This window comes from Veillonellaceae bacterium, from assembly GCA_012523975.1.
Classification (GTDB): Bacteria; Bacillota; Negativicutes; order JAAYSF01; family JAAYSF01; genus JAAYSF01.
This window is the reverse complement of record JAAYSF010000065.1, coordinates 107,484-129,682: the sequence shown is the minus strand read 5'-3', so window position 1 is coordinate 129,682 and position 22,199 is coordinate 107,484. Positions and strand designations below refer to the sequence as shown.

The 22,199-nt window shown below is 39.4% G+C and carries 23 protein-coding genes; 21 read left to right on the top strand and 2 right to left on the bottom strand.

Translation table 11 applies throughout. The annotated features are described in order from the left end of the window. The first annotated feature begins 3 nt into the window (after positions 1–3). The 3 genes from GX348_08975 to GX348_08965 all read left to right on the top strand — a co-directional run bounded on the left by GX348_08975 (position 4) and on the right by GX348_08965 (position 3,554). Positions 4–1,224: a hypothetical protein gene (locus tag GX348_08975; protein NLP42313.1), complete on the top strand. Its 1,221-nt coding sequence runs from the start codon at positions 4–6 to the stop codon at positions 1,222–1,224. 20 nt (positions 1,225–1,244) lie between these two features. Further along, positions 1,245–2,024 carry a photosystem reaction center subunit H gene (locus GX348_08970; GenBank protein NLP42312.1) on the top strand — a complete coding sequence of 260 codons (780 nt, stop codon included), beginning with the start codon at positions 1,245–1,247 and terminating at the stop codon, positions 2,022–2,024. 153 nt (positions 2,025–2,177) lie between these two features. Further along, on the top strand, positions 2,178–3,554 hold the full coding sequence (locus tag GX348_08965) for a vanomycin resistance protein VanB (GenBank protein ID NLP42311.1): 1,377 nt from the start codon (positions 2,178–2,180) through the stop codon (positions 3,552–3,554). Positions 3,555–3,582: 28 nt separating this feature from the next. Here the strand turns inward: GX348_08965 and lexA are convergent, their stop codons facing one another. Further along, positions 3,583–4,203, bottom strand: coding sequence for a transcriptional repressor LexA (gene lexA, locus GX348_08960; GenBank protein NLP42310.1), 621 nt, complete (start codon positions 4,201–4,203; stop codon positions 3,583–3,585). A 354-nt stretch (positions 4,204–4,557) separates the two neighbouring features. Between lexA and GX348_08955 the strand changes: the two genes are divergently transcribed. Beyond that, the gene (locus tag GX348_08955; GenBank protein NLP42309.1) at positions 4,558–4,977 is read left to right on the top strand and encodes a hypothetical protein; all 420 of its coding nucleotides are present in this window, start codon (positions 4,558–4,560) and stop codon (positions 4,975–4,977) included. 143 nt (positions 4,978–5,120) lie between these two features. Further along, positions 5,121–6,575: an IMP dehydrogenase gene (guaB, locus tag GX348_08950; GenBank protein ID NLP42308.1), complete on the top strand. Its 1,455-nt coding sequence runs from the start codon at positions 5,121–5,123 to the stop codon at positions 6,573–6,575. A 37-nt stretch (positions 6,576–6,612) separates the two neighbouring features. Here the strand turns inward: guaB and GX348_08945 are convergent, their stop codons facing one another. Beyond that, on the bottom strand, positions 6,613–7,302 hold the full coding sequence (locus GX348_08945) for a polysaccharide deacetylase (GenBank protein ID NLP42307.1): 690 nt from the start codon (positions 7,300–7,302) through the stop codon (positions 6,613–6,615). 336 nt (positions 7,303–7,638) lie between these two features. Between GX348_08945 and GX348_08940 the strand changes: the two genes are divergently transcribed. The 16 genes from GX348_08940 (at position 7,639) to GX348_08865 (ending at position 22,167) form a co-directional block, all read left to right on the top strand. Continuing rightward, positions 7,639–9,609 (top strand): penicillin-binding protein 1A, encoded by a 1,971-nt coding sequence (locus tag GX348_08940; protein ID NLP42306.1) that lies wholly within the window; start codon positions 7,639–7,641, stop codon positions 9,607–9,609. A gap of 109 nt (positions 9,610–9,718) precedes the next feature. Further along, positions 9,719–10,414, top strand: coding sequence for a WecB/TagA/CpsF family glycosyltransferase (locus tag GX348_08935; GenBank protein NLP42305.1), 696 nt, complete (start codon positions 9,719–9,721; stop codon positions 10,412–10,414). Between the two features lie 98 nt (positions 10,415–10,512). Beyond that, positions 10,513–11,151: a phosphatidylserine decarboxylase family protein gene (locus tag GX348_08930; GenBank protein NLP42304.1), complete on the top strand. Its 639-nt coding sequence runs from the start codon at positions 10,513–10,515 to the stop codon at positions 11,149–11,151. Next, entirely contained in the window at positions 11,148–11,828 is a 681-nt protein-coding gene (gene pssA / locus GX348_08925) for a CDP-diacylglycerol--serine O-phosphatidyltransferase (GenBank protein ID NLP42303.1), read from the top strand. The genes GX348_08930 and pssA overlap by 4 nt, the downstream gene beginning before the upstream one ends. A gap of 151 nt (positions 11,829–11,979) precedes the next feature. Continuing rightward, the gene (locus GX348_08920) at positions 11,980–13,263 is read left to right on the top strand and encodes a glycosyltransferase family 2 protein (GenBank protein NLP42302.1); all 1,284 of its coding nucleotides are present in this window, start codon (positions 11,980–11,982) and stop codon (positions 13,261–13,263) included. Positions 13,264–13,394: 131 nt separating this feature from the next. Further along, on the top strand, positions 13,395–13,775 hold the full coding sequence (gene queD / locus GX348_08915) for a 6-carboxytetrahydropterin synthase QueD (protein NLP42301.1): 381 nt from the start codon (positions 13,395–13,397) through the stop codon (positions 13,773–13,775). Further along, positions 13,772–14,512, top strand: a complete 741-nt coding sequence (locus tag GX348_08910; protein NLP42300.1) for a 7-carboxy-7-deazaguanine synthase QueE — start codon at positions 13,772–13,774, stop codon at positions 14,510–14,512. The genes queD and GX348_08910 overlap by 4 nt, the downstream gene beginning before the upstream one ends. Positions 14,513–14,537: 25 nt before the next feature. Further along, complete coding sequence (gene surE / locus GX348_08905; GenBank protein ID NLP42299.1) at positions 14,538–15,296, top strand: 5'/3'-nucleotidase SurE; 759 nt, start codon at positions 14,538–14,540, stop codon at positions 15,294–15,296. A gap of 91 nt (positions 15,297–15,387) precedes the next feature. Next, positions 15,388–15,807, top strand: a complete 420-nt coding sequence (locus tag GX348_08900) for a TIGR04086 family membrane protein (protein ID NLP42298.1) — start codon at positions 15,388–15,390, stop codon at positions 15,805–15,807. Positions 15,808–15,982: 175 nt separating this feature from the next. Next, positions 15,983–16,783, top strand: a complete 801-nt coding sequence (gene mtnP / locus GX348_08895) for an S-methyl-5'-thioadenosine phosphorylase (GenBank protein NLP42297.1) — start codon at positions 15,983–15,985, stop codon at positions 16,781–16,783. Positions 16,784–16,795: 12 nt separating this feature from the next. Next, positions 16,796–17,851, top strand: coding sequence for an S-methyl-5-thioribose-1-phosphate isomerase (mtnA, locus tag GX348_08890; protein NLP42296.1), 1,056 nt, complete (start codon positions 16,796–16,798; stop codon positions 17,849–17,851). Between the two features lies 1 nt (position 17,852). After that, complete coding sequence (locus GX348_08885) at positions 17,853–19,094, top strand: adenosylhomocysteinase (protein ID NLP42295.1); 1,242 nt, start codon at positions 17,853–17,855, stop codon at positions 19,092–19,094. 33 nt (positions 19,095–19,127) lie between these two features. Then, the gene (locus GX348_08880) at positions 19,128–19,784 is read left to right on the top strand and encodes a class II aldolase/adducin family protein (protein NLP42294.1); all 657 of its coding nucleotides are present in this window, start codon (positions 19,128–19,130) and stop codon (positions 19,782–19,784) included. Further along, positions 19,781–21,064 (top strand): amidohydrolase, encoded by a 1,284-nt coding sequence (locus GX348_08875; protein NLP42293.1) that lies wholly within the window; start codon positions 19,781–19,783, stop codon positions 21,062–21,064. Before GX348_08880 ends, GX348_08875 begins: the two co-directional genes overlap by 4 nt. 135 nt (positions 21,065–21,199) lie before the next feature. Further along, the gene (locus GX348_08870; GenBank protein ID NLP42292.1) at positions 21,200–21,547 is read left to right on the top strand and encodes an ASCH domain-containing protein; all 348 of its coding nucleotides are present in this window, start codon (positions 21,200–21,202) and stop codon (positions 21,545–21,547) included. Positions 21,548–21,591: 44 nt separating this feature from the next. Beyond that, entirely contained in the window at positions 21,592–22,167 is a 576-nt protein-coding gene (locus GX348_08865; GenBank protein ID NLP42291.1) for a phosphate propanoyltransferase, read from the top strand. Positions 22,168–22,199: the final 32 nt, after the last annotated feature.

Sequence of the window (22,199 nt, the reverse complement as noted above, 5' to 3'; positions counted from 1 at the left end):
TCTGTGGAATATGTAATAATTACATTATTGGTTATCGCTATTTCTGCATTTGTTTTTTACAAATTAGCTAATAATGTTTTTGAATTACCAATAAAATTAAAACCATTGCTTATGTGTGCTGGCTGTGCTGCATTGCTTAGCTTGGTCGTCCCGCGTGTTGTTATAAATTATACCGGATTTGGCGGTGCTTTGGTCATATTGGCATGCATTGCGATAATATGCGCTTATTTTATTGCCTACTATGATAAGTTTATGATAAAGCGCGATATACGTACTAGTGCCATAAGTGATTCAAAACCCATAAATGAAGCCTCGTTTTCCTATAGTACTGAAGATGCTATAGCCGCAACTGAAACAAGCGACGTGCCTAAGTCCAGAAGTACATATATCAATATAGATTATAAAGACGAAGTTATTTCCTTAGCTCAGCCTGTTGCCAGCATGCAGGCTGCAAAAGATCAGGCTGAAGAAAGCCAATTTATAATAGCTGATACTACAAGCAGTGTCGAGATAATTGAAGATTTGCATGAAGAAACTCGATTTATTGAATCGGAGTCTGAAAGTATAAAGGATGAGCTTAGAACAATCAATACTGAATCTATAAGCGGCGAAATACCAGAAAACTTGATTAAAGAAGATTCGCTTGTTGAATTAGAGCCAGAACTTATGATTAACGACGAAGATGAGGCTGAAACAATAGAATCCGCAAATAATATCTCGACAAAGGTTGAGTGGGGGCAACACGAAAACATAAGTACTGAGCATCAATGTTATGTTGAGGTGCAACAACCTAACGTTGCGGAGGAGGCCATAATGTTAGCAGAAACTTTGCCATCGGATAATTTGGACGAGCTTATGGATTATGCTTTTCAACAAAAGGAGTTGCAAAATTTTGCCCAAGCCATGATGGCTTTTAGAAAAGCGCTAAAATTATATCCTAAATGTGATGCTGCGCCATTTTTGCTAGTAGAAATTGGCAATTTAAAGAAAAAAGCAGGTAAGTTTGACGAAGCTATAAGTACATTTGATGAAGGACGACGAATAGCTTCCGCCTTAAATAATAGTGTTCTTGAGAAAGAGTTTATTGATGCTATAGCCTATTTGCGTATTGTAAAAAACACACTTATTCAAAATAAAATATTTTGTACCCGGTTTGAGGATATACCCGCTGCAGTTATAGATGAAATTAATAAAGAGTTTATAGAATGGCGCAATATTAGTTAATATATTTAGGAGGTTGCATAATGAAAAAAGGAATGGATATTCTTGGTTTACCAGTCATTGGCATTACACAAGGGCGTGAAATTGGGACAGTAAAGAGTTTTGTGATTAATCCCGACAGAGGTGTTGTAACAGCTCTTGTAATTGATGACGAAAAATGGTACACAGGGGCAAAACTGTTGCCAATGTCGGCCGTCATTGCAATTGGGGAATTTGCAGTAACAGTAGAAAGCGTCGAAAATATATTAGGGTATAAAGATATCCCAGATATTGAAAGATTATTAGAGGCTGATATTAAGGTTACGGGAACAAAAGTTTTGACTAATACTGGTCGTATTCTTGGCAAAGTCATAGAAATAATTATTGATGAGACTGGCAAAATAAGTGCTTGTGAAATTGAACGTAATAACGGTGAGAGCACCCAGATATCGTCTGATCAGATACTAACTTTTGGTAAAGAGGTCCTAATTATTTCTGATAAAGAAGCTGTCAAGTCTCCAAGCGTGAAAGTTTCGGTAGATAGTGAATATAATGTGGCGGTTCAAACAAAAAAAGAATTTCCTACCCAAAGTATTGCCGAGACAAAGCCTGAGCCTGAAGTAAAAAATGAGACTGTTGATGAATCAGCCAAAAAGTTTGATGACCGTCATCGTAAATATCTCCTGGGTAAGAAGGCCAGCCGGCGCATTGAGACAGATAATGGCGTGATGATAGTTGATCAGGGTGGTGAAATTACCGAGGAAGTTCTTCAAAAAGCAAAACTTGCTGGCAAATTTGTAGAATTATCGATGAACATTCAATAAACTTGGACCCCGCTGTCGCTGCGGGGTTCTTTTGGTTAGTCTTTGACTCATACGGAATTTCTGCTGTGAATGTTGAAAAATAAAGTGGATTGGTCGGAGAGGCTGGCATTTCTTCAGTTCTGAGAAGTTATGCAAAAATCGGTAGGTGATCATATGAGAATGTCAACAAATAAAGATATAGTAAACATTGTTTTATTTTTAGGAATTATAGCGCTTTTTAGTTCAATTAGCCTCTTTGCTACTAATATGGCTTTTATGGTAACAGATAAAGTTTATAATGGTGTAATGGTTGGCGATATTGCCGTTGGCGGACTTTCAGTTAAAGAAGCTGAAGAAAAAATTGAAGCTAGCTTTCGACGCCGGCTTAATGATCCACCTATTATACTAAATTTTGAGGGAAATCATTGGAAGATAGGAACCGATGAAATTAAGTGGAAGCTGGACACAGAGAAACTTGCTCAGCAAGCATATAATGTTGGTCGGCGAGGAAATTTACTACAGCAATTTCAAGAAAGGTTCCTCACTATTAATGGCGGATACAAGGTGCCATTAGCTCCATTATATAATAAGGAGCAATTGAGTGAAATTATAGCAAGCATTGCAGATGAAATTGATCGTGAACCGCATGACGCTAAAATATTATTAGATGGTTTAAGAATAATCCAGCTGCCTGATACCAGTGGGCGTAAAGTTGCAATTGATCAGCTTACTATTACATTACATGAAAAATTAAATGTTGGTTTTCCGGTAATAGTTGACATTCCAGTAACTGAAGTGAAGCCCAAAATTCAAACCATTGATATTGAGGAAATTGATAGCATAATCTCCATGTATACAACACAATTTAATCTAGCCAATGAAAATCGTGTTCTAAATATCGCCTTAGCATCTAATAGTATAAGTGGAACCCTCTTGCGTCCGGGTGAGGTGTTTTCATTTAATGATCTTGTTGGTCTTCGAATTGCAGAGTTTGGCTACAGGGAAGCGCCTGTATTCATAGAAGGCAAGATTGTGCCTGATTTTGGCGGTGGAGTCTGCCAAGTAAGCAGTACTTTATATAATGCAGTATTGCTTGCCGATATGAAAATCCTAGAAAGATCCTCACATTTTCGACCGCCTGGTTATGTACCTCTTGGGCAGGATGCTACGGTAGCAGATAATTTGCTTGACTTCAAATTCAGCAATGTTTTGCCCCACAATATTTATATTTTGAGTCAGGTAAGTAAAGATAGTCTTACCGTATACATCTTAAGCCGAAATAACCCAAGTCGACCAGAAGTTATTGTTGAATCAGTCAAAGAAAAAGTTATCGAACCAAATACAATAATAAAGCAAGATCCTAGATTAGATTATGGCAAGCAAATTATTGAAAATATGGGCCAAAAAGGCTTTGTTGTGTCGACATATAGGGTTAAAAGATTGAGTGGCAAAGAAGTGGAGCGTGAACATTTATTTACTGACAAGTTTAAACCTGATGATCGAGTTGTTCGTGTGGGAACGAAAGTATCACCGCGGCAGGCTATAAAATAGCGAGTAGCACCTAGTGCTACTCGCTATTTTATAATTTTCTATAAACTCCTATAACCTTCCCTAGAATATAGATATCCTTAGCATATATGGGATCCATAGAATCATTTTCAGGCTGTAGTCTGATATGGCTTTTCTCTTTAAAAAACCGTTTGACAGTTGCCTCTTCTTGCTCGAGCAAGGCCACAATGATGTCCCCATTATTTGCAGAATGCTGCTCGCGCACTATGACGAAATCGCCATCTAGGATTCCGGCATTTATCATGCTATCACCTGTCACAGACAACATAAAAACATTTTCGTCATTTCCTACAAGTTCTGCGGGCATGGGATAGACTTCTTCAATATTTTCAACAGCAAGGATGGGTTGACCAGCTGTAACACGTCCAACCAGAGGAATGGAAGTAAGTCTTTTTTGTCGCCACGCTTTTTCATCAAGAATTTCAATCGCTCTAGGCTTTGTTGGGTCCCGGCGGATATAGCCCATCTCAGCTAGCTTTATTAAGTGGTTATGTACAGTTGAACTTGAACTCAATCCAACAGCCAGTCCAATTTCGCGTACGGATGGGGGATATCCCTTGGCATGAAGTGTCTCTTTAATAAAATTCAAAATTTGTTTTTGACGGGTAGTCAGTAAAGTTTCATTGTTCATGAATTCACCCCGGAATTAGAATCTATTAAGTTATTATAGCAATTAATAGAGGATTTTGCAAACGTCAGTTCGGATGTTTATAAGTCAAATATACTCTTATTTGATATTTAAATGCTATCAATAGTTTTTATTAATAACACCCATATAATCAACATATACCTCACCATAGAGGAATTTATCGCGTATTTTGGTGTTTGTCTTTATTTCTATAATGTTGTAATATATTATCCACGCCGAATTTCCTTGGAAAACGGAGGAACCGTTACCGGGGGTGAATCCGCACTAGCGGTAGGGATTGACCTTTGACCGAACCCGTCAGCTAACTTCGTAGGCGTTAGAAAAGGGGGTGTTATTATGCTAAATATTTCTGTAAGAAAATTACCTTTATTGGTTGTTGTTTTTTTAATAACTGGTATTTTCACACAGATCGTATCTGCAATGCCTTCCGATGATATAAAGTCGGAGATCCAAAATAAAAAGGTAATTAATGCAACAGCTACTGCTTATGCTCCAGGGCCTCATGATAATGGGAAATGGGGTAATTTAACTCACATTGGTACGCAAGTTAGACCAGGAGTAATAGCAGTTGATCCTAATATAATTCCCTTAGGAACTAAACTGTATATAGAATTCTCAAATGAAAAAGGCATGTATGGTGTTGCAGAAGATACTGGTGGGGCTATAAAGGGCAACCGAATAGATATAGCTATGTGGACTGTATCCGAGGCATTGGATTTTGGTATGCAGAAAGTAAAGGTCTATATAATTGAATAAAATAGGAGGTGTCCTTAGGAGACACCTCCTGTTTTATTGGTAAATTACGCTAAAAGTTTTTTAATTACATAAAAAACGGTAGATTTGAATAGTTTAAATATGTTATTATATTTGGAAATACATTAATAGAAGGAGCCAGAAAAATGTTTACAGACAAATTTGGTGCGGAAGGACTTACCTTTGATGATGTACTCTTAGTACCTGCAAAATCGAATGTACTTCCGAAGGACGTGGAGGTTTCCACCCAGTTGACCAAAAATATCAAACTCAATATTCCTATAATTAGTTCCGGTATGGATACTGTAACTGAGGCACGAATGGCAATTGCTATGGCTAGAGAAGGCGGAATTGGCGTAATACATAAGAATATGTCCATTGAGCGCCAAGCAAATGAAATTGACAAGGTAAAACGGTCTGAGCACGGTATCATTGTTGATCCAATTTTCTTGTCGCCTGATAATACACTTCAAGATGCTCATGATTTAATGGAAAAGTATCACATTTCCGGTGTGCCAGTAACAGAAAGGAATAAGCTAGTTGGAATTATTACCAATCGTGATCTAAGGTTTGAAAGTGACCTGACAAGATCAATATGTGAATGTATGACTAGTGAGCATCTTATTACTGCACCTGTTGGTACTTCATTGGAAGATGCCAAGGAACTTTTGCGGAAACATCGCATCGAAAAATTACCACTGGTTGATGAAAATGGCTACTTAAAAGGTTTAATAACGATAAAAGATATTGAAAAGGCCCAAAAGTATCCAAACTCGGCTAAGGATGGCAAGGGGAGATTATTGGTAGCCGCAGCAGTTGGTGTTGGCTCTGATATGGTTGATAGAGTAGATGGAATTGTAGCAGCGAAGGTTGATGTAATTGTTATTGATACTGCTCACGGGCATTCACGCGGAGTGCTTGAAGCTGTTAAGGCAATTAAAAAAGCCTATCCGCAAGTTGAACTGATTGCAGGTAACGTAGCAACCGCAGACGCGACTAGAGATCTAATTGAAGCGGGGGCAGATTGTGTTAAGGTTGGTATTGGGCCGGGGTCTATTTGTACAACCCGGGTAATAGCTGGTATCGGTGTTCCCCAAATTACTGCAGTTTATAACTGTGCAAGAGCTGCCCGTGACTATGATATACCAATAATCGCAGATGGCGGAATCAAGTATTCGGGTGATGTGGTAAAAGCACTCGCCGCAGGAGCCAAGGTTGTTATGATTGGTAACTTACTGGCTGGAACAGAAGAAAGCCCTGGCGAGACAGTAATTTACCAGGGACGGAGCTACAAAGTTTACCGTGGCATGGGGTCATTAGGTGCAATGGCTCAGGGCAGCAAAGATCGTTATTTCCAAGAAAACATGGACAAACTGGTTCCGGAGGGTATTGAGGGACGTGTTCCTTATAAAGGGGCAGTTGCGGAAACAGTATTCCAAATAATCGGCGGATTACGGGCTGGTATGGGGTATTGTGGCGTAGCTAATATTGAAGAGCTAATTACTAAAACGAAATTCATCCGTATTACAGGTGCCGGCTTGAAAGAAAGCCATCCTCATGATATTAATATTACTAAAGAATCACCTAACTATAGTTTATAAACGCAAAACCGCCCTTACTGGGCGGTTTAATTTCTGTCTACCAGGGCGGAGGGGTATAGAGATTTACTACGCGAAATTCAAATCCATGCTGTTTTAAATAGTTGATTATGTGTGGTAAGGCTTTTACGGTTTCAGAATGTCCCCGGCCGTCATGCATAAGTATTATCGCATGGCTCCATAAGAATTTATTATTCATCTGGTAGACAATATTTTGAAAAATTTGATCAGAACGAGCTGATGAAGCATCTCCTGAGCTAATATTCCAACCCACTTCGATATATCCTTCTTTTTCGAGCAAATCCCAATAGTGCCGATTAAAACTGCCGGCAGATCCTCCGGGAGCACGGGTTATAAGCGGGCGCACACCAATAATGTTTTTGATTACGTCGTCGGTTCGGTGTAATTGCGCAGTATAAGCTTCTGGAGACTGATATAGTTCACGATAAATATGATTATAGGAGTGATTCCCAATAGCGTGTCCTGCTAGGTAAATCTGTTTTAGCAACTCAGGATATTTTTCAGCTTGGTTTCCGGTTATAAAGAAAGTCGCTTTGACCTTATTTTTTCTAAGTAATTCAAGGACTACAGGAGTGTTTTCTGGATCGGGGCCATCATCAAAAGTTAAATATACTGCCTTTTTACCATAATAAGGCTGATAATTAGGGAGTGAAGTCGGTAGTTGTTTTTCGCGGCGTTCTGCCAAACTTAGCGAGTCATATACGGGCATGTTGCTCGGCGGTGCCGGATCATAGTTATCGCTTAGAATATATGATTTTGGAAGGGCTTCTTTGACAATGACATTCGCCGGTGCAAATTTTTGTTGAGTATCAATACTATGACTGCTTACGCCCCAAAAGGCTAATGTTATAATCTGCGATAATAATAGTACTAATAACAGAATGAAAAATAAATTACATATTATATGGAACGTTTTAGAGCTTACCAAAGCAGTCTACCCCTATGCTATATTATGACTAGTATGTATTTCGCTGCTTGTACCGGTATTCCTGCGTGTAAATTCATTAAGGCATTGGAATACTAGTTGTGAAAGGAGCGATATATTGTGCGGCATTATATCATTAAGCCAATTATTGTTATAATAATTATATGTCTATTTACTACATCTGGTTGCGCTTTTTTAGGTTTACCACAAACAGACAATTTAGACAATTTAAACCTAATATCAGCGACGCAGGTTTTTGATATAAACGGACAACTGGTATCCAAACTGTTCGAAGAGAATCGAATTGTTGTATCAATTAATAGCATATCACCCTATGTTCAACAGGCTATAATTGCAAACGAAGATACTCGGTTTTATAATCACTTAGGTATAGATCCTATAGGAATCCTACGCGCAATATTTGTTAATATTCGAACTGGTAGCATTGCTGAAGGGGGAAGCACTCTGACTCAGCAGCTTGCGAAAAATATGTTTCTGACTCAAGAAAGAACGTTTACACGCAAAATAAAAGAGGCTGTATTAGCTGTAATTATTGAACGTAAGTTTTCAAAGCAAGAAATTCTACAAGCATATCTTAATCAAGTTTATTTTGGAGAAGGTGCTTATGGCATTGAAGCTGCTGCTCAAGTTTATTTTGGGAAACATTCAAGTCAATTATCTTTAGGTGAAAGCGCCCTGCTCGCAGGGTTACCGCGTGGCCCCAATATTTATTCTCCCTATAATGACTTGAAAGCAGCTACGGATAGAAGAAATATGGTATTATCAGGTATGGTAAATGAGGGATATATTACAAGAGCGCAGGCTGAGAATGCAAAACAGGAGCCTATTGCTTTGACTGGTAAAAAGAAGCGCGCTGTACAAGCATCATATTTTTTAGATTATATCGCTAATGAACTGGTTGGAAAATATGGAGCTAATAGAGTTTATAAAGGTGGATTGAGGGTTTACACTACTTTGGATATAAAAACTCAGCAAGCCGCCGAAGCGGTCCTTGGACAATTTCAAGGCGCAGTAATCGCTATTGACCCAAGGAATGGGCATGTGAGAGCCATGGTTGGCGGTAGAAATTATGAAGAGAGCCAGATAAACAGAGTGGTTGCGGAAGTTCGTCAGCCTGGATCTGCCTTTAAGCCGTTCGTTTATGCCGTTGCTCTTAACCAGGGGTTGGCGGCCAATTCCATTATAGTTGATGAGCCAATAAATATTTCTGGTTATTCTCCGCAAAATTACGACAAAAAGCATCGTGGTCCTATGACAATGAAAAAGGCTTTGCGATGGTCTGTTAACGTAGCAGCTGTGAAGTTGGGTCAGCAGGTAGGAATTGATCAGGTTTTAAGCTTGGCGCAAAATATGGGTATTACAACAATAGTGCCGCAAGATAATAATTTAGCTACATCATTAGGCGGTTTAACCAATGGTGTTAATTTGCTAGAGCTTTCTACAGCTTATACGGCTTTTGCTAATGGAGGTATTATTTCTCGCCCGTTATCTATATTAAAAGTGTTAGATGAGAATGGTCAGGTTTTGGAAGAAAATCATCCTGTCCAATATTCTGTTCTCAGCCCTGAAGTGGCATATATACTGACTGACATGCTAAAGGGGGTTATTGAGGACGGAACAGGTACCCCGGCTGCTCTTGGACGCGAAGCGGCTGGTAAGACAGGTACAAGCGATAATTATGAAACGGCTTGGTTTATAGGGTATACTCCTGAACTTTTAGTTGGTATTTATATTGGTAATGATAATCGACAGCCAGTTGGAATATCTGGTACTGGCGTAGCTGGTCTATGGGGTAAAATGATGGTCAAAAGTATTGAAGGCACTCAACCTACCGAATTTGCTGTTCCGCCAAATGTCGTAAAGGGAATTCCTGTGTGTACCGATTCAGGTAAACGGGCAACAGCAGGTTGCCCAGATACGGAATACAGCGCTTTTATAAAAGGTACTGAACCATGGGCCTCAGATTATCGTATGTGGCCGAAAGAAGAACGTAAACAGCAAAATAATACCCAAGAAACACGCGAAACTAAGCCAAGATGGAAGTTCCCCATACGGTTGCCGGGCTTTTAATAATATGATAAAATACTAAATAGGTAATTTTTGAAAATAGTGCAGGTAAAGTATGTTTTTGTATTAGGAGAGCAAAACAGTGCATAAACGAGTAGCCGTCTTAGATGTAATGATTGACGCTGTTACAATGACTGAAGCCGTTGATATTTTAGATAGCTATGTTTCACAGTCAAAGCCGCATTTAGTTGCCACGGCCAATGCCGAAATGGTTATGATGGCTCAAAATGATAAAGAACTTGCCAACATATTAAATAAGGCCGACTTGGTAGTTCCTGATGGGGCTGGAGTCGTTTGGGCTGCCCGTTTCAAAGGTTTTGAAGTTCCTGAACGGGTTGCTGGGGTCGATTTGGTACAGAACTTTCTTGTTAGATCGGTTCAAAAAAATTATCGAATTTTTTTATTCGGCGGTGCCCCTGGGGTTGCGGAAAAAGCTAAGGCAGCAGCGAAAAGCCGGTATCCCGGTGTACAGATTGTTGGAACTCGAAATGGTTTTTTTACAGAAGAAACAGAGAAAGATATAATTGATGAAATTAATGCATCAGGTGCAAACGTTCTGCTTGTTGCACTGGGTGTACCTAAACAGGAAAAGTGGCTTTCTAGAAATCTAGAGAAACTGAGTGTTTCATTAGCGATTGGTGTTGGTGGAACTTTAGATGTAATGGCTGGCGCTGTAAAAAGAGCTCCACTTTGGATGCAGCGGGCAAATTTGGAGTGGCTTTTCCGGCTTACTCTGCAGCCGCAGCGAGTGTTAAGAATGATAGCGCTACCGCACTTTGTGCTCAAGGTAATCACACAAAAAACATAGACAAAAGTAAACTTGGTATATTATAATGAGTTAGAAATGCGAAGGGCACGTCTAGAAGCCCTTTTGTTTTTGACAGGATGCTCGTAGGAGGATGGTAAATGGTTAAAACTCCTATCGTTAAGGAAGGATATAGATATATTGCAGTTTTGGCGCTTATTACTTTAGTTGTTGCGTTAACTGTAAATCCTTATTGGAGTATTATTCCCGGAGTATTATTAATTTTTATCACGTTTTTTTTTCGTAATCCAGAGCGGAAAATTCCTGATGATGATTTGCTAGTTATGTCGCCAGCGGATGGTAAAGTAATGGGTGTATGCGAAGTGTATGATGATGAATTTCTTAATGAAATAGGCACAAAAGTGACTATTTTTCTATCGGTATTTAACGTACACGTTAATCGCAGTCCTATTGCTGGTGAAGTTAAATATCAACAGTATACATGCGGTCGGTTTCGTCCTGCCTATAAAGAAACTGCTGGGTGTGAGAACGAACGCCATTCGATTGGGCTTGAGAATGAACATATGCGAGTTTTAGTTACGCAGATTGCTGGTATTCTTGCGCGTAGAATTGTGTCCTGGGTTACGCTAGGAAGCGTACTAGCCAAAGGTGAACGGTATGGACTTATAAAGTTTGGCTCTTGTACTGAAGTCATTGTCCCGAAGACAGTAGAAATACTGGTAAAGAAAGGTGATAAGGTGAAAGGTGGAGAGACGGTTATAGGGAGGTTGTCACAGTGAGACGTGTAATTCCAAATGCACTAACGTCTTTAAACCTTGTTTTGGGCGTTTTCTCGATAATTGCAACATTTAACGGTAACTTTACCGCGGCGGCCTTATTTATTGTTGCGGCTATGGTAGCAGATGGCACAGATGGTCGGGTGGCGCGCTATTTTAAAGTTAGTAGTGAATTTGGCAAAGAGCTTGATTCATTATGCGATTTGGTTTCCTTTGGTGTTGCTCCGGCTTTGCTTGCTTATGCATTTTTGCTTAAGGATTTCGATGAAGTCGGTTATATCGTTGCGGCTATTTTTGCAACATGTGGTGCGCTGCGTCTAGCTAGATTTAATGTAAATACAGGGGTAGTTAAAGGCTATTTCATGGGTTTGCCTATCCCGGCAGCCGGATGCGTAGTAGCTACTTTTGTAATGCTTGGACATAAACCGCCGGGTTGGTGGTTTCCTATTATGGTGATCGTTTTTGCATATTTAATGGTTAGCACAGTGAAATATCCAGATTTTAAGGGCAAAGGTGACAAGCTTAGAATAATTCCGGTTATAATCACTATTTTTGTTGGTGTATATATACTTTTCATTGATCATAGCGCTTATTTATTTGCCATATTCTTCTCATATGCATTGTTAGGTATTTTAAATACTATTTTTGGTTTATTTAGTCAGCGCCCTAATGATAATTAAACCTGATAGCATTTTATTTGATCTTTTGTATGGCATAATATTCTAATCGTAAGCTATCTGGCATATTATGATTGGTAATGATGAGTTCCCGTCTGCATATAAAAACAAGGAAGACCTTGGCTGATAGGATTTTTCTAAAGGAGCAGAATCCATGAATTATGTTTTTGACTACATAATGATACCAATGCAACTCATTATTGTGTTTTTTACATTATACTATTTTGTTATTGCTATTTTTGGCATGTGGAGAAGAAAAGAAGACAAAATATTAACTCCCAAGAAGAGTTTTGCTATTATTGTAGCAGCTCACAACGAAGAAAACGTTATCTCACAATTAGTAGAGAACCTTCACGTACTAAAATATCCGAGAGAACTATATGATATTTATGTAGTTGCTGATAACTGCAAGGATAATACTGCTCAACTGGCTCGTAACGCTGGGGCTATAGTATATGAACGATTTAATCTAAATCAGCGCGGAAAAGGATATGCTATGGAATGGATGTTTGCTAAACTTTTCCGGCTCAAACGCAAATATGATGCAGTAGTTGTTTTTGATGCTGATAACCTTGTCCACCCTGATTTTTTATTAGAAATGAATAACCGACTATGTAAGGGTGAAAAATTAATTCAGGGTTATTTAAATGCTAAGAACCCGCACGATACTTGGATAGCTGGAACATTTGCCATTTCCTTCTGGGTCGTTAATCATATATGGCACCTTGCTAAGTACAACTTAGGTCTATCTAGTGTGCTTGGCGGAACTGGAATGTGTATATCAACTGATATTTTACAAAAGTTTGGCTGGGGTGCGACTTGTTTAACAGAAGATATGGAATTTACTATGAAAGTATTATTAATAGGAATTCGTACCACATGGGCACATGATGCTATTGTGTACGATGAAAAACCTTTGACATTTAAGCAGTCTTGGAAACAGAGAAAACGTTGGGCCCAGGGGCATTTTGATATTGCTGGACGTTATATACCAAAAATGTTGGCTGAGGGCTTTAAACGTCGTGATATTAGAATATTAGACGGAGTTTTGCATTTACTGCAACCGCATTTTCTAATTTTGTCGACAACTTTTGTTTTATTAAGTTACGTATACCATATTACACCATTTTATACTAATATTTTGTATTCAGTTTTGCCTATTGAGGTTTGGACGATTATTGCTATTGGCCAGTATGTTTTCCCGCTTATTGTCTTAGCTAAGATTAGAGCTCAATGGAAATCGTGGTTCTATGTAATATTTTATCCGTTATTTGTCTATAGTTGGATACCAATTACATTTTTAGGGTTTATACATCGTCATGATCGGGAATGGAGTCATACCGAACATACTCGCGGATTAAGCTACCATGATGTATTAGTACCAGAGTCTAATCAATTTCCAAAAGAGAACTTTATTGGAAAACAGGCTATCAAGTAGTCTCAAAATTTAAGCCATAATAAGTGAGGTGAGTATCCAACTCACCTCTTTTTGTCAGTCACTTTTCTTACATGTATTATTATGTATACTTTTTGTGTAGATGTTGACCATATTATCAAGGAGGAAACCAAATGTTTGAGCTTACGATATTAGTTGATTTTGAAGCAGCCCATTTTATCAAGGATTATCCGGGTAAATGCAGTCGTCTTCATGGCCATAACTGGAAGGTGGAAGTGGCAGTTTGCGGAAATAAACTTAACCAATTGGGGATGTTGATTGATTTTCATGATCTCAAAGCTGAAGTTAAGCATGTAATCGATACACTTGACCATCGTTATCTCAATGAACTTGAGCCGTTTAAATTAACAAACCCCACAGCAGAAAACATTGCAAAGTATATCTATGAACAAATTATAAATCGGCCAACCTTTGTAGAAACTGAAGTTCGCGTTTTATTTGTAAAGGTAAGGGAATCAGCCCATTCAGCAGTGGCTTATTCTGAGGTGAGATAATGTCTGCAGATGCAAATATTATCGAGATTTTTTCGTCCATTCAGGGTGAAGGTAAATATGTTGGCTGTAGGCAAGTATTTGTTCGATTCGCTGGCTGTAACGCAACATGTAAATACTGTGATACTATGACTAGTAGAAAATCTTCCGTAACAAAAGCACAGATTGAGGAAAGTCCCGGTTCTCGACGTTTTATGAGCGTTGATAATCCTATAGAACCATTACAACTCTTGGGGTATATCACTAACCTGTATGATCACAAACATCACTCGGTGAGTTTTACGGGCGGTGAGCCTCTATGCCATTCAACAGCGTTGTCCTTATTCTTGCCTATGTTTAGAGGTATTAAGTATTTAGAAACTAATGGTACACTGCCCGATGAATTAGAAAAAGTATTGCCGCATATTGATATAATCAGTATGGATATAAAACTGCCTAGTGTAGCTGGAAAGAATTATTGGGAAGAACATCGGAATTTTCTGCGAATAGCAAAACAACGGGAGGTATTTGTAAAGATAGTCATTAGCGGGGAAACCAATGACGCTGAGTTTGATACTGCAATCCAACTGATTGCAGAAATTGATAATAATATACCAGTTATCTTACAGCCTGTTACACCGATTAATAGCTGTAAAAGTGTGGCCCCTGAGAGAGTGCTATTTTTGCATGATAAGGCTTCTGTACAACTGAATGACTTAAGAGTAATACCACAAACTCATAAATACATAGGGCAGATGTAAATATTAAATATCTAGGGGGGATAGTTTGCGGATATTATTAACCAATGATGATGGTATTAATGCACCTGGTATAAGAGCTTTATGGACTGAATTAGCTACAATTGCAGAAGTTGTGGTAGTTGCTCCTGATAGTGAAAGAAGTGCAACTAGCCAAGCAATAACTGTTCATCATCCTATTAGGGTTGATCGACATTGTATTGAAAATCCTAATATTTGCGGATGGCGGATAGGCGGTACACCCACAGATTGTGTTAAAATTGCAATTGAATCGTTGCTTGATAAACGTCCTGATATTGTTGTGTCGGGTATAAATCAAGGTCCGAATTTAGGGACTGACGTGTTATATTCAGGAACTGTAAGTGCCGCGATTGAAGCTGCATTACATGGAATATCAGCAATAGCTGTCTCGCTTGATTCATGGGGAGATTCAGATTTTCAGCCAGCCGCCTGCTTTACAAAAAAACTAGTAGGTTATGTAGAAAATAATTCATTACCGCCAGACACTCTGCTTAACGTTAATGTTCCTGCAGCGAAAGAAAAAATTAATGGAGTTCAAATCACAAAACTAGGTATACGCCAGTATGATAATACTTTTGATAAACGGACTGATCCGCGCGGACGCAGCTATTACTGGATGGCTGGTAAGGTCGTTGATTCAAACAATGACGAAGATACTGATATAGCGGCAATAAAACGAGGAATGATTTCTGTAACTCCTGTTCATTTTGATCTAACCAATTATGCGATTATGAATATGCTTGAAGGTTGGAAAATTAGCTACTAGAAACCTAAATGTTTCTAGTAGCTTTTTTTGTTTGGTATATTTCGATGAATTCTGCATAAATTTACAGTAAAACTCCTGAGGAGGGAATTATATGACTAAAATTACAAGACGAGCACGTTTAACCCCCAAACGGCAACCAGAGAATACAGGAGTCGTAATACTCATATTTAAAGGAGTTTTTGCAAGTTTACTTGTATCTATAGCGTGTGTTATGTTTCTTTCAATAATAAGCCTTGTAACTGAAAATACATTGATAGACAAATACATGCAATATATAATGGTAGGGGTGACCATGATAAGTATATTCGTCGGCAGTGTGTACGCAACTCAGAAGGCTGAATCAAAGGGACTTATAATCGGAATGGCAATCGGAATTATCTATGTACTCTGTTCGATAGGAATAGGGCTTGAACTTAGTCATGAGCCGATAGTATTTTGGGGATTAGTTAATAAATGTATCGCTGGACTAGCAGCGGGCGCTCTTGGAGGATTAGTCGGTGTAAATTTATAGAATTGCGCAAAAGGCGAGACCTACGAGGTCTCGTTTTTCATTTTATAAATACCTAGAATTATGGACAATTTAATGTTAGAAGTACAAAAGCTAACTTAACTAAGCAGGACTATTTCCCATATAAAGCGAAATATATTAACTTTATCCAAAACAAAATTTATGATAGGGTGATGTAATGATTAAGATTGCTATTATTGGTGGTACGGGTGTTTATGATCCGAACATTCTTAATAATATTTATCAAGAAGAAATCGTAACGCCATACGGCGATGTTAAATTTAAGGTGGGTGAGTATGCTGGTGCTAAGGTCGCATTTATTCCCCGACACGGAAGTGCTCATGCTATTCCACCTCATCTTATAAATTATCGAGCCAATATTTGGGCAATGAAGAAAGTAGGAGTCAAGCGTATCATTGCAACAACCGCAGTTGGATCTTTGAATTTAGCTATGAAGCCCGGGGACTTTGTTTTGGTAGATCAGTTTTTGGACTTTACAAAGAGTCGGGTTAATACTTTTTATGATGGAGGGGCACGAGGTGTCGTGCATGTAGATTTAACAAATCCGTATTGCCCTACTTTGCGGGACAAAATACAAATAGCTGCTCAAAAGGCTAATATCAACATTCATTCAAATGGTACATATGTTTGTACTGAAGGTCCGAGGTTTGAAACAGCGGCCGAGATAAAAATGTTTGCCCAAATAGGTGGCGATTTAGTAGGAATGACCAATGTACCGGAGGCCGTATTAGCACGTGAGGCGGAAATGTGTTATGCAACTGTATCAATGGTAACTAATTTTGGGGCAGGAATATCAGCAACTTCACTGACCCATAGTGAAGTTGTTGATACTATGAAAGCAAACACTAATAATATCAAAAAGTTAATTATGACTGCCATAGAAGAATTTTCCGTCGATATAGAAGCAAGCTGCTCTTGCCATAATGCTCTGGCCGAATATGGTGGATTCAAACTTTAAGGGGTGGTTTAGATGCAAGCTATTAAATGGGACGGGACTTATTTGACTCTTCTGAACCAAACTCTTTTACCTAATCGCGTCGAATATATCAAATGTAACAATTACCAGGTTGTAGCCGACGCAATTAGACGGCTTGAAGTGCGCGGTGCACCCGCGATAGGTGCTGCGGCTGCCTTTGCTTTTGTTCTAGGTGCTCGTCAAGCTGCAAATAAGCAAGAAGAGTTTTGGAACAAAGTATTGGATGTTGCTCATGAACTTAAGTTGACGCGGCCTACCGCCGTAAACTTATTCTGGGCAGTAGACCGTATGTTAGGAGTTGTACATGCAAGTAAACATCAAGGTATGGAGATCGAAGAGACCATAGCTCGACTTGAACAAGAAGCTGTTGATATCTTTGATGAAGATAAAAGAATCAACTTGAAAATTTCAAAATATGGAGCGCAATTATTTTCACAAACAGAACCGATAACTGTTTTAACGCACTGCAATGCTGGTGCGCTTGCCACTGCAGCTCAAGGAACTGCCCTTGGTATCATTCGTGAGGCTTGGGTAAATGGGAAGATTAGTGGTGTATTTGCCGATGAAACTAGACCGTTGCTTCAAGGAGCTCGGCTAACTGCTTGGGAGCTTTCGCAAGAAAAAATACCTGTTACGATAATAACTGACAATATGGCCGGGTGGGTTATGAAAAAGGGACTAGTGCAGGCTGTCATAGTCGGAGCTGACCGCATAACTTTAAATGGTGATGTAGCTAACAAAATTGGTACTTATAGTGTCGCAGTGCTTGCAAAAGAGCATGGTATCCCCTTTTATGTGGCAGCTCCAACTTCAACTTTCGACTTTTCCATGGCAAGCGGTGACGAGATCCCTATCGAGGAGCGAGATCCAAGTGAAGTTACTAGTTTCGCCGGCTGCTGTGTTGCACCTGAAGGCGTAAAAGTGTTTAATCCAGCGTTTGATGTCACTCCCAATACGTTAGTTTCGGCGATCATTACTGAGTTTGGCGTAATGAAACAGCCGTTTAATATAGCCATTACTAAGCTTAAGGACTTGAAAGGCGGTATTTAATTTGGAATCAATAGTTCGTGATATGAACTTAGCACCGCAAGGCCACGATAAAATTAATTGGGTGCGGGAGTTTATGCCTGTTCTTAATATATTAAATGATGAATTATCTGAAACCAAGCCATTCACAGGGAAAAATATTGTTGTTACCATGCATTTGGAGGCGAAAACCGCCTATTTAGCACTGGTCTTAAAAAATGCGGGTGCAAATGTAGCCGTCACAGGTAGCAATCCTTTATCAACACAGGATGATGTGGCCGCTGCTTTAGCAGATCTTGGTGTAAAGGTATTTGCGTGGTATGGTGCTACTGAAACCGAATATAACAATTTCCTTCATAAGGCACTGGATACAAAGCCTGATATAATTATTGACGATGGCGGTGACTTAGTCTCATTGTTGCATAATGAGAGAACAGAATTACTTAAGGGTATATTAGGGGGATCTGAGGAAACAACAACTGGAGTAATTCGGCTCAAGACTCTTGCAGCTCAGCGAAAACTGAAGTTTCCCATGATTTCAGTAAATGATGCTTATTGCAAGTATCTATTTGATAATAGATACGGCACTGGACAATCTACTTGGGATGGAATTATGCGGACAACAAATCTAACGGTAACCGGAAAAACAGTGGTAGTGGCCGGCTATGGCTGGTGTGGTAAAGGGGTCGCAATGCGTGCGAAAGGCCTAGGGGCAAATGTGATTGTCACTGAAATAGACCCTATAAAAGCTATAGAGGCTGTATTCGACGGTTTCAAGGTTATGCCGATGGAAGAAGCAGCAGAACATGGTGATATTTTTGTAACATTGACTGGCTGTAAAGATGTAATTGAAGGACGGCACTTTGCAAAAATGAAATCAGGTGCGATAATGGCAAATGCCGGGCATTTTGATGTTGAAATTAATAAGAAACAGCTGGCAGATTGTGCGAAATCGCAGCGTAGGGTCCGAAAAAATATCGAAGAATTTGTGATGCCCGACGATCGCAAAATCTATCTTCTGGCAGAGGGACGACTAGTAAATCTTGCGGCTGGTGATGGTCACCCAACGGAAATTATGGATCTGTCATTTGCTATGCAGGCCCTTGCTGCACTTTATATTCTTAACCATCACAAAGAAATGGCAAACGACGTTTTTACCTTGCCGCATGAGCTAAACGAACGAGTTGCATCCTTAAAACTTCAGTCAATAGGTATCAGAATCGATACCTTAACAGACGAGCAAAAAGAGTACATTGGCTTAGTGTAACTCTGTAAAGGAGAGGTTGTTTTGGATACTGCTATGGAAGCTCGTTCAGGTATTCTCAAGATTGGTTGTGCCTTACTAGATAAAAAATTAGTGGCGGGTACTTGGGGAAACGTTAGCGCGCGAGTGCCTGGAACGGGTACAATAGCCGTAACCCCGTCAGGAAGAAATTATCGTGATCTTCAAGAAACAGATATAGTTCTAACAGATATAGATGGCAATGTTATTGATGGAGGTCTTAAGCCTTCATCAGAATTACAAATGCACTTGGCCATATATAGAGCCCGTACTGATATTATGGCAATAATCCATACTCACAGTATTTTTGCTAGCAGTTGTGCCGTTGCAAATAAGTCTATTCCGCCAATTATTGAAGATTTGGTACAAGTAATTGGGGGCAGTGTAGATGTAGCAAAATATGCTTTGCCTGGCACGAATGAATTGGCGGAAAATGTTGTAGCGGCACTCGGGCATAAAGGTGCAGCTCTATTGGCTAACCATGGTGTTGTTTGTTGTGGTGCAAATTTAAGGGAAGCTTTATTAGCCTGTGAATTGGTAGAGCGGGCGGCGCAGATATTTATTTATGCTAGCCAAATAGGCGGAGCAATTGATCTTAGTACTAATGATATAGAAACAATGCATAATTTTTATTTGCAGCATTACCGGAAGCGTCAGAAAGGAGGATTAATATGACTAAAACCTTACTAAAAAACGCTGACATACTTAGGGATAACTATATGGTTGAAAAAGGTGATATTTTCATTGAAGGCAGTATTATCACTGCAGTCGGAAATATATCTGAAGACTGCAAACCAGACAAGGTTATTGACTGCAGCGGTAAATTGGCAATACCGGGCTTAGTTAACACCCATACTCATGCAGCTATGACACTCTTCCGCAGTTTTGCTGATGATATGCTTTTGATGGACTGGCTTCAAAACAAAATATGGCCGGCAGAAGCCAAGTTAACAGCAGATGATGTGTATTGGGGCAGTATGTTAGCAATTGCGGAAATGCTAAAGTCTGGTACTACTGCATTTGCCGATATGTATATTTTCATGCCAGAGGTGGCGAAAGCAGTTGCAGAGAGCGGTATCCGGGCCGTTTTGGCGCGTGGTATAGCTGGTGTTTCACCGACGGCTGAAGCTGCATTGAAAGAAAGTGAAGACTTTTTTACCCAGTATAATAATGCAGCTGACGGACGGATAAAAGTTATGCTAGGGCCGCATGCTCCATACACTTGTCCGCCGGATTATTTGAGAAAGGTCGTTTCATTGGCACACCGTCTAGGCGCTGAAATACATATACATTTAGCAGAGACTGCCGATGAAGTAAAAAACTGTGAGCAACAGTATAAAGTGTCTCCAATTAAATTAATGGATCAACTAGGCATATTAGACTGTGGTGTGCTAGCAGCACATTGCGTTCATGTTACAGAAGATGATATAAATATTATGAAGACTAAAAATGTACGTGTTGCTCACAATCCCGGCAGCAATATGAAACTGGCAAGTGGTATTGCGCCGGTTCCCAAAATGCTTAAAGCGGGATTGTCAGTGGGATTAGGTACTGATGGGGCAGCCAGCAACAATAATCTGGATATGTTTGAAGAACTTCGGCTTGCGGCAACGCTTCATAAGGTGAATACCTTTGATCCGCTAGTCGTGCCTGCTATTGAGGCCGTGAAAATGGCTACCAGCAATGGGGCGCGAGTTCTAGGGATTGGGGATATCACTGGCGCTCTTTCAGTTGGCCTCAAGGCTGATATAGTATTGCTTGATATGAGTGGATTGCATTGGTGCCCATGCTATGATTTGCTATCGTTATTAACATATTCAGCAGGACTAAGCGATGTAGATACTGTCCTTGTTGATGGGAATGTACTAATGGAAAACCGTAAACTAACAACTATAGATGAGGAACAGTTAAAATATGAAGTGCAGACAAGAGGCTTAAGACTGACAAATTTTTAGCTAAAATCTAGTTACAACGAAAAAATCACATTTTTTACAAGGAGTCTATCCCCTAAAAGAGAATTATATAATATCAAGCTGGTTTATATGAAACCTCCTAATTAAAACTAAATTATGACTTAACGGGGGGATGACATGCGCGCATTGAACTTTTACTCATCTAATTATCACAATCAACTTGTGTGTCGTCGTAAGACTTGTACAATCCGTCGGGGTGACAAATCAGAAAAATATCAGGAAGGCGATATTGTATGGGTTACGGTTGGTAAGAGGTTTGCCCAAAGGAAGAAAATATTCACTGCTGTTATCGATAGGGTATTAGTTAAACAAGTTTCTCAGCTTACTAAAGAGGATTTACAAGGCGAGAACCCAGATATTACTAATATTGATGATTTAGTGGTTTTCCTAAAATCTATATATGAGAAAACTTTTACGCCGACTGATCTAGTAACGGTCGTCTATTTCTCGGAGATTATTGAATAGGAAGCCAATCTATATCTATATTTATCCTAGAAGGAGTGTTTGCTATGTCTGAAAAACTAGTTCCAGTAGGTATTTCTGCCCGTCACGTACATGTATCACGTGAACATCTTGATATTCTATATGGTAAAGATTATCAACTCACTGTTAAGAAAGACTTATCCCAACCTGGACAATTTGCTAGTAATGAAACAGTAGATTTAGTCACTGAAAAGAGTACATTTAAAAATGTGCGAATTTTAGGCCCAGAGCGTAAGGAAACCCAGGTAGAATTATCAATGACTGATGCTATGAAATTAAGGTTAAAGGCGCCGGTTCGCGACTCGGGCGATATCAAAGGCTCTCCTGGCCTAACTATCGTAGGACCTCAAGGATCAGTTAAGATTGAAGAAGGCGTTATTGTTGCATGTCGTCATATTCATATGACTCCTGCAGATGCTGAGGCATTCGGTGTAAAGGACAAAGAGATTGTTAAGGTTAAGTGCGAAGGTGAGCGCGCATTAGTATTTGATAAAGTATTAATCCGTGTTAATGATCAGTATAAATTAGAGATGCATGTTGATACAGATGAAGGAAATGCTGCTCTGCTAAGTAACAATGTTACATTAGAATTGGTTAAATAGATATAAAAGGAATACCCGTTATGGACATGGGT

Bases quoted from the DNA above. Each gene is read 5' to 3' on its own strand.
- guaB (NLP42308.1), top strand. From the start codon at position 5,121: ATGTTTACAGACAAATTTGGTGCGGAAGGACTTACCTTTGATGATGTA.
- GX348_08870 (NLP42292.1), top strand. From the start codon at position 21,200: ATGCGCGCATTGAACTTTTACTCATCTAATTATCACAATCAACTTGTG.
- GX348_08880 (NLP42294.1), top strand. From the start codon at position 19,128: ATGGAAGCTCGTTCAGGTATTCTCAAGATTGGTTGTGCCTTACTAGAT.
- mtnP (NLP42297.1), top strand. From the start codon at position 15,983: ATGATTAAGATTGCTATTATTGGTGGTACGGGTGTTTATGATCCGAAC.
- GX348_08920 (NLP42302.1), top strand. From the start codon at position 11,980: ATGAATTATGTTTTTGACTACATAATGATACCAATGCAACTCATTATT.
- lexA (NLP42310.1), bottom strand. From the start codon at position 4,203: ATGAACAATGAAACTTTACTGACTACCCGTCAAAAACAAATTTTGAAT.
- GX348_08945 (NLP42307.1), bottom strand. From the start codon at position 7,302: ATGCCCGTATATGACTCGCTAAGTTTGGCAGAACGCCGCGAAAAACAA.
- GX348_08965 (NLP42311.1), top strand. From the start codon at position 2,178: ATGAGAATGTCAACAAATAAAGATATAGTAAACATTGTTTTATTTTTA.
- GX348_08875 (NLP42293.1), top strand. From the start codon at position 19,781: ATGACTAAAACCTTACTAAAAAACGCTGACATACTTAGGGATAACTAT.
- GX348_08955 (NLP42309.1), top strand. From the start codon at position 4,558: ATGCTAAATATTTCTGTAAGAAAATTACCTTTATTGGTTGTTGTTTTT.
- queD (NLP42301.1), top strand. From the start codon at position 13,395: ATGTTTGAGCTTACGATATTAGTTGATTTTGAAGCAGCCCATTTTATC.
- GX348_08935 (NLP42305.1), top strand. From the start codon at position 9,719: ATGATTGACGCTGTTACAATGACTGAAGCCGTTGATATTTTAGATAGC.
- mtnA (NLP42296.1), top strand. From the start codon at position 16,796: ATGCAAGCTATTAAATGGGACGGGACTTATTTGACTCTTCTGAACCAA.
- GX348_08970 (NLP42312.1), top strand. From the start codon at position 1,245: ATGAAAAAAGGAATGGATATTCTTGGTTTACCAGTCATTGGCATTACA.
- GX348_08900 (NLP42298.1), top strand. From the start codon at position 15,388: ATGACTAAAATTACAAGACGAGCACGTTTAACCCCCAAACGGCAACCA.
- GX348_08930 (NLP42304.1), top strand. From the start codon at position 10,513: ATGGTTAAAACTCCTATCGTTAAGGAAGGATATAGATATATTGCAGTT.
- GX348_08865 (NLP42291.1), top strand. From the start codon at position 21,592: ATGTCTGAAAAACTAGTTCCAGTAGGTATTTCTGCCCGTCACGTACAT.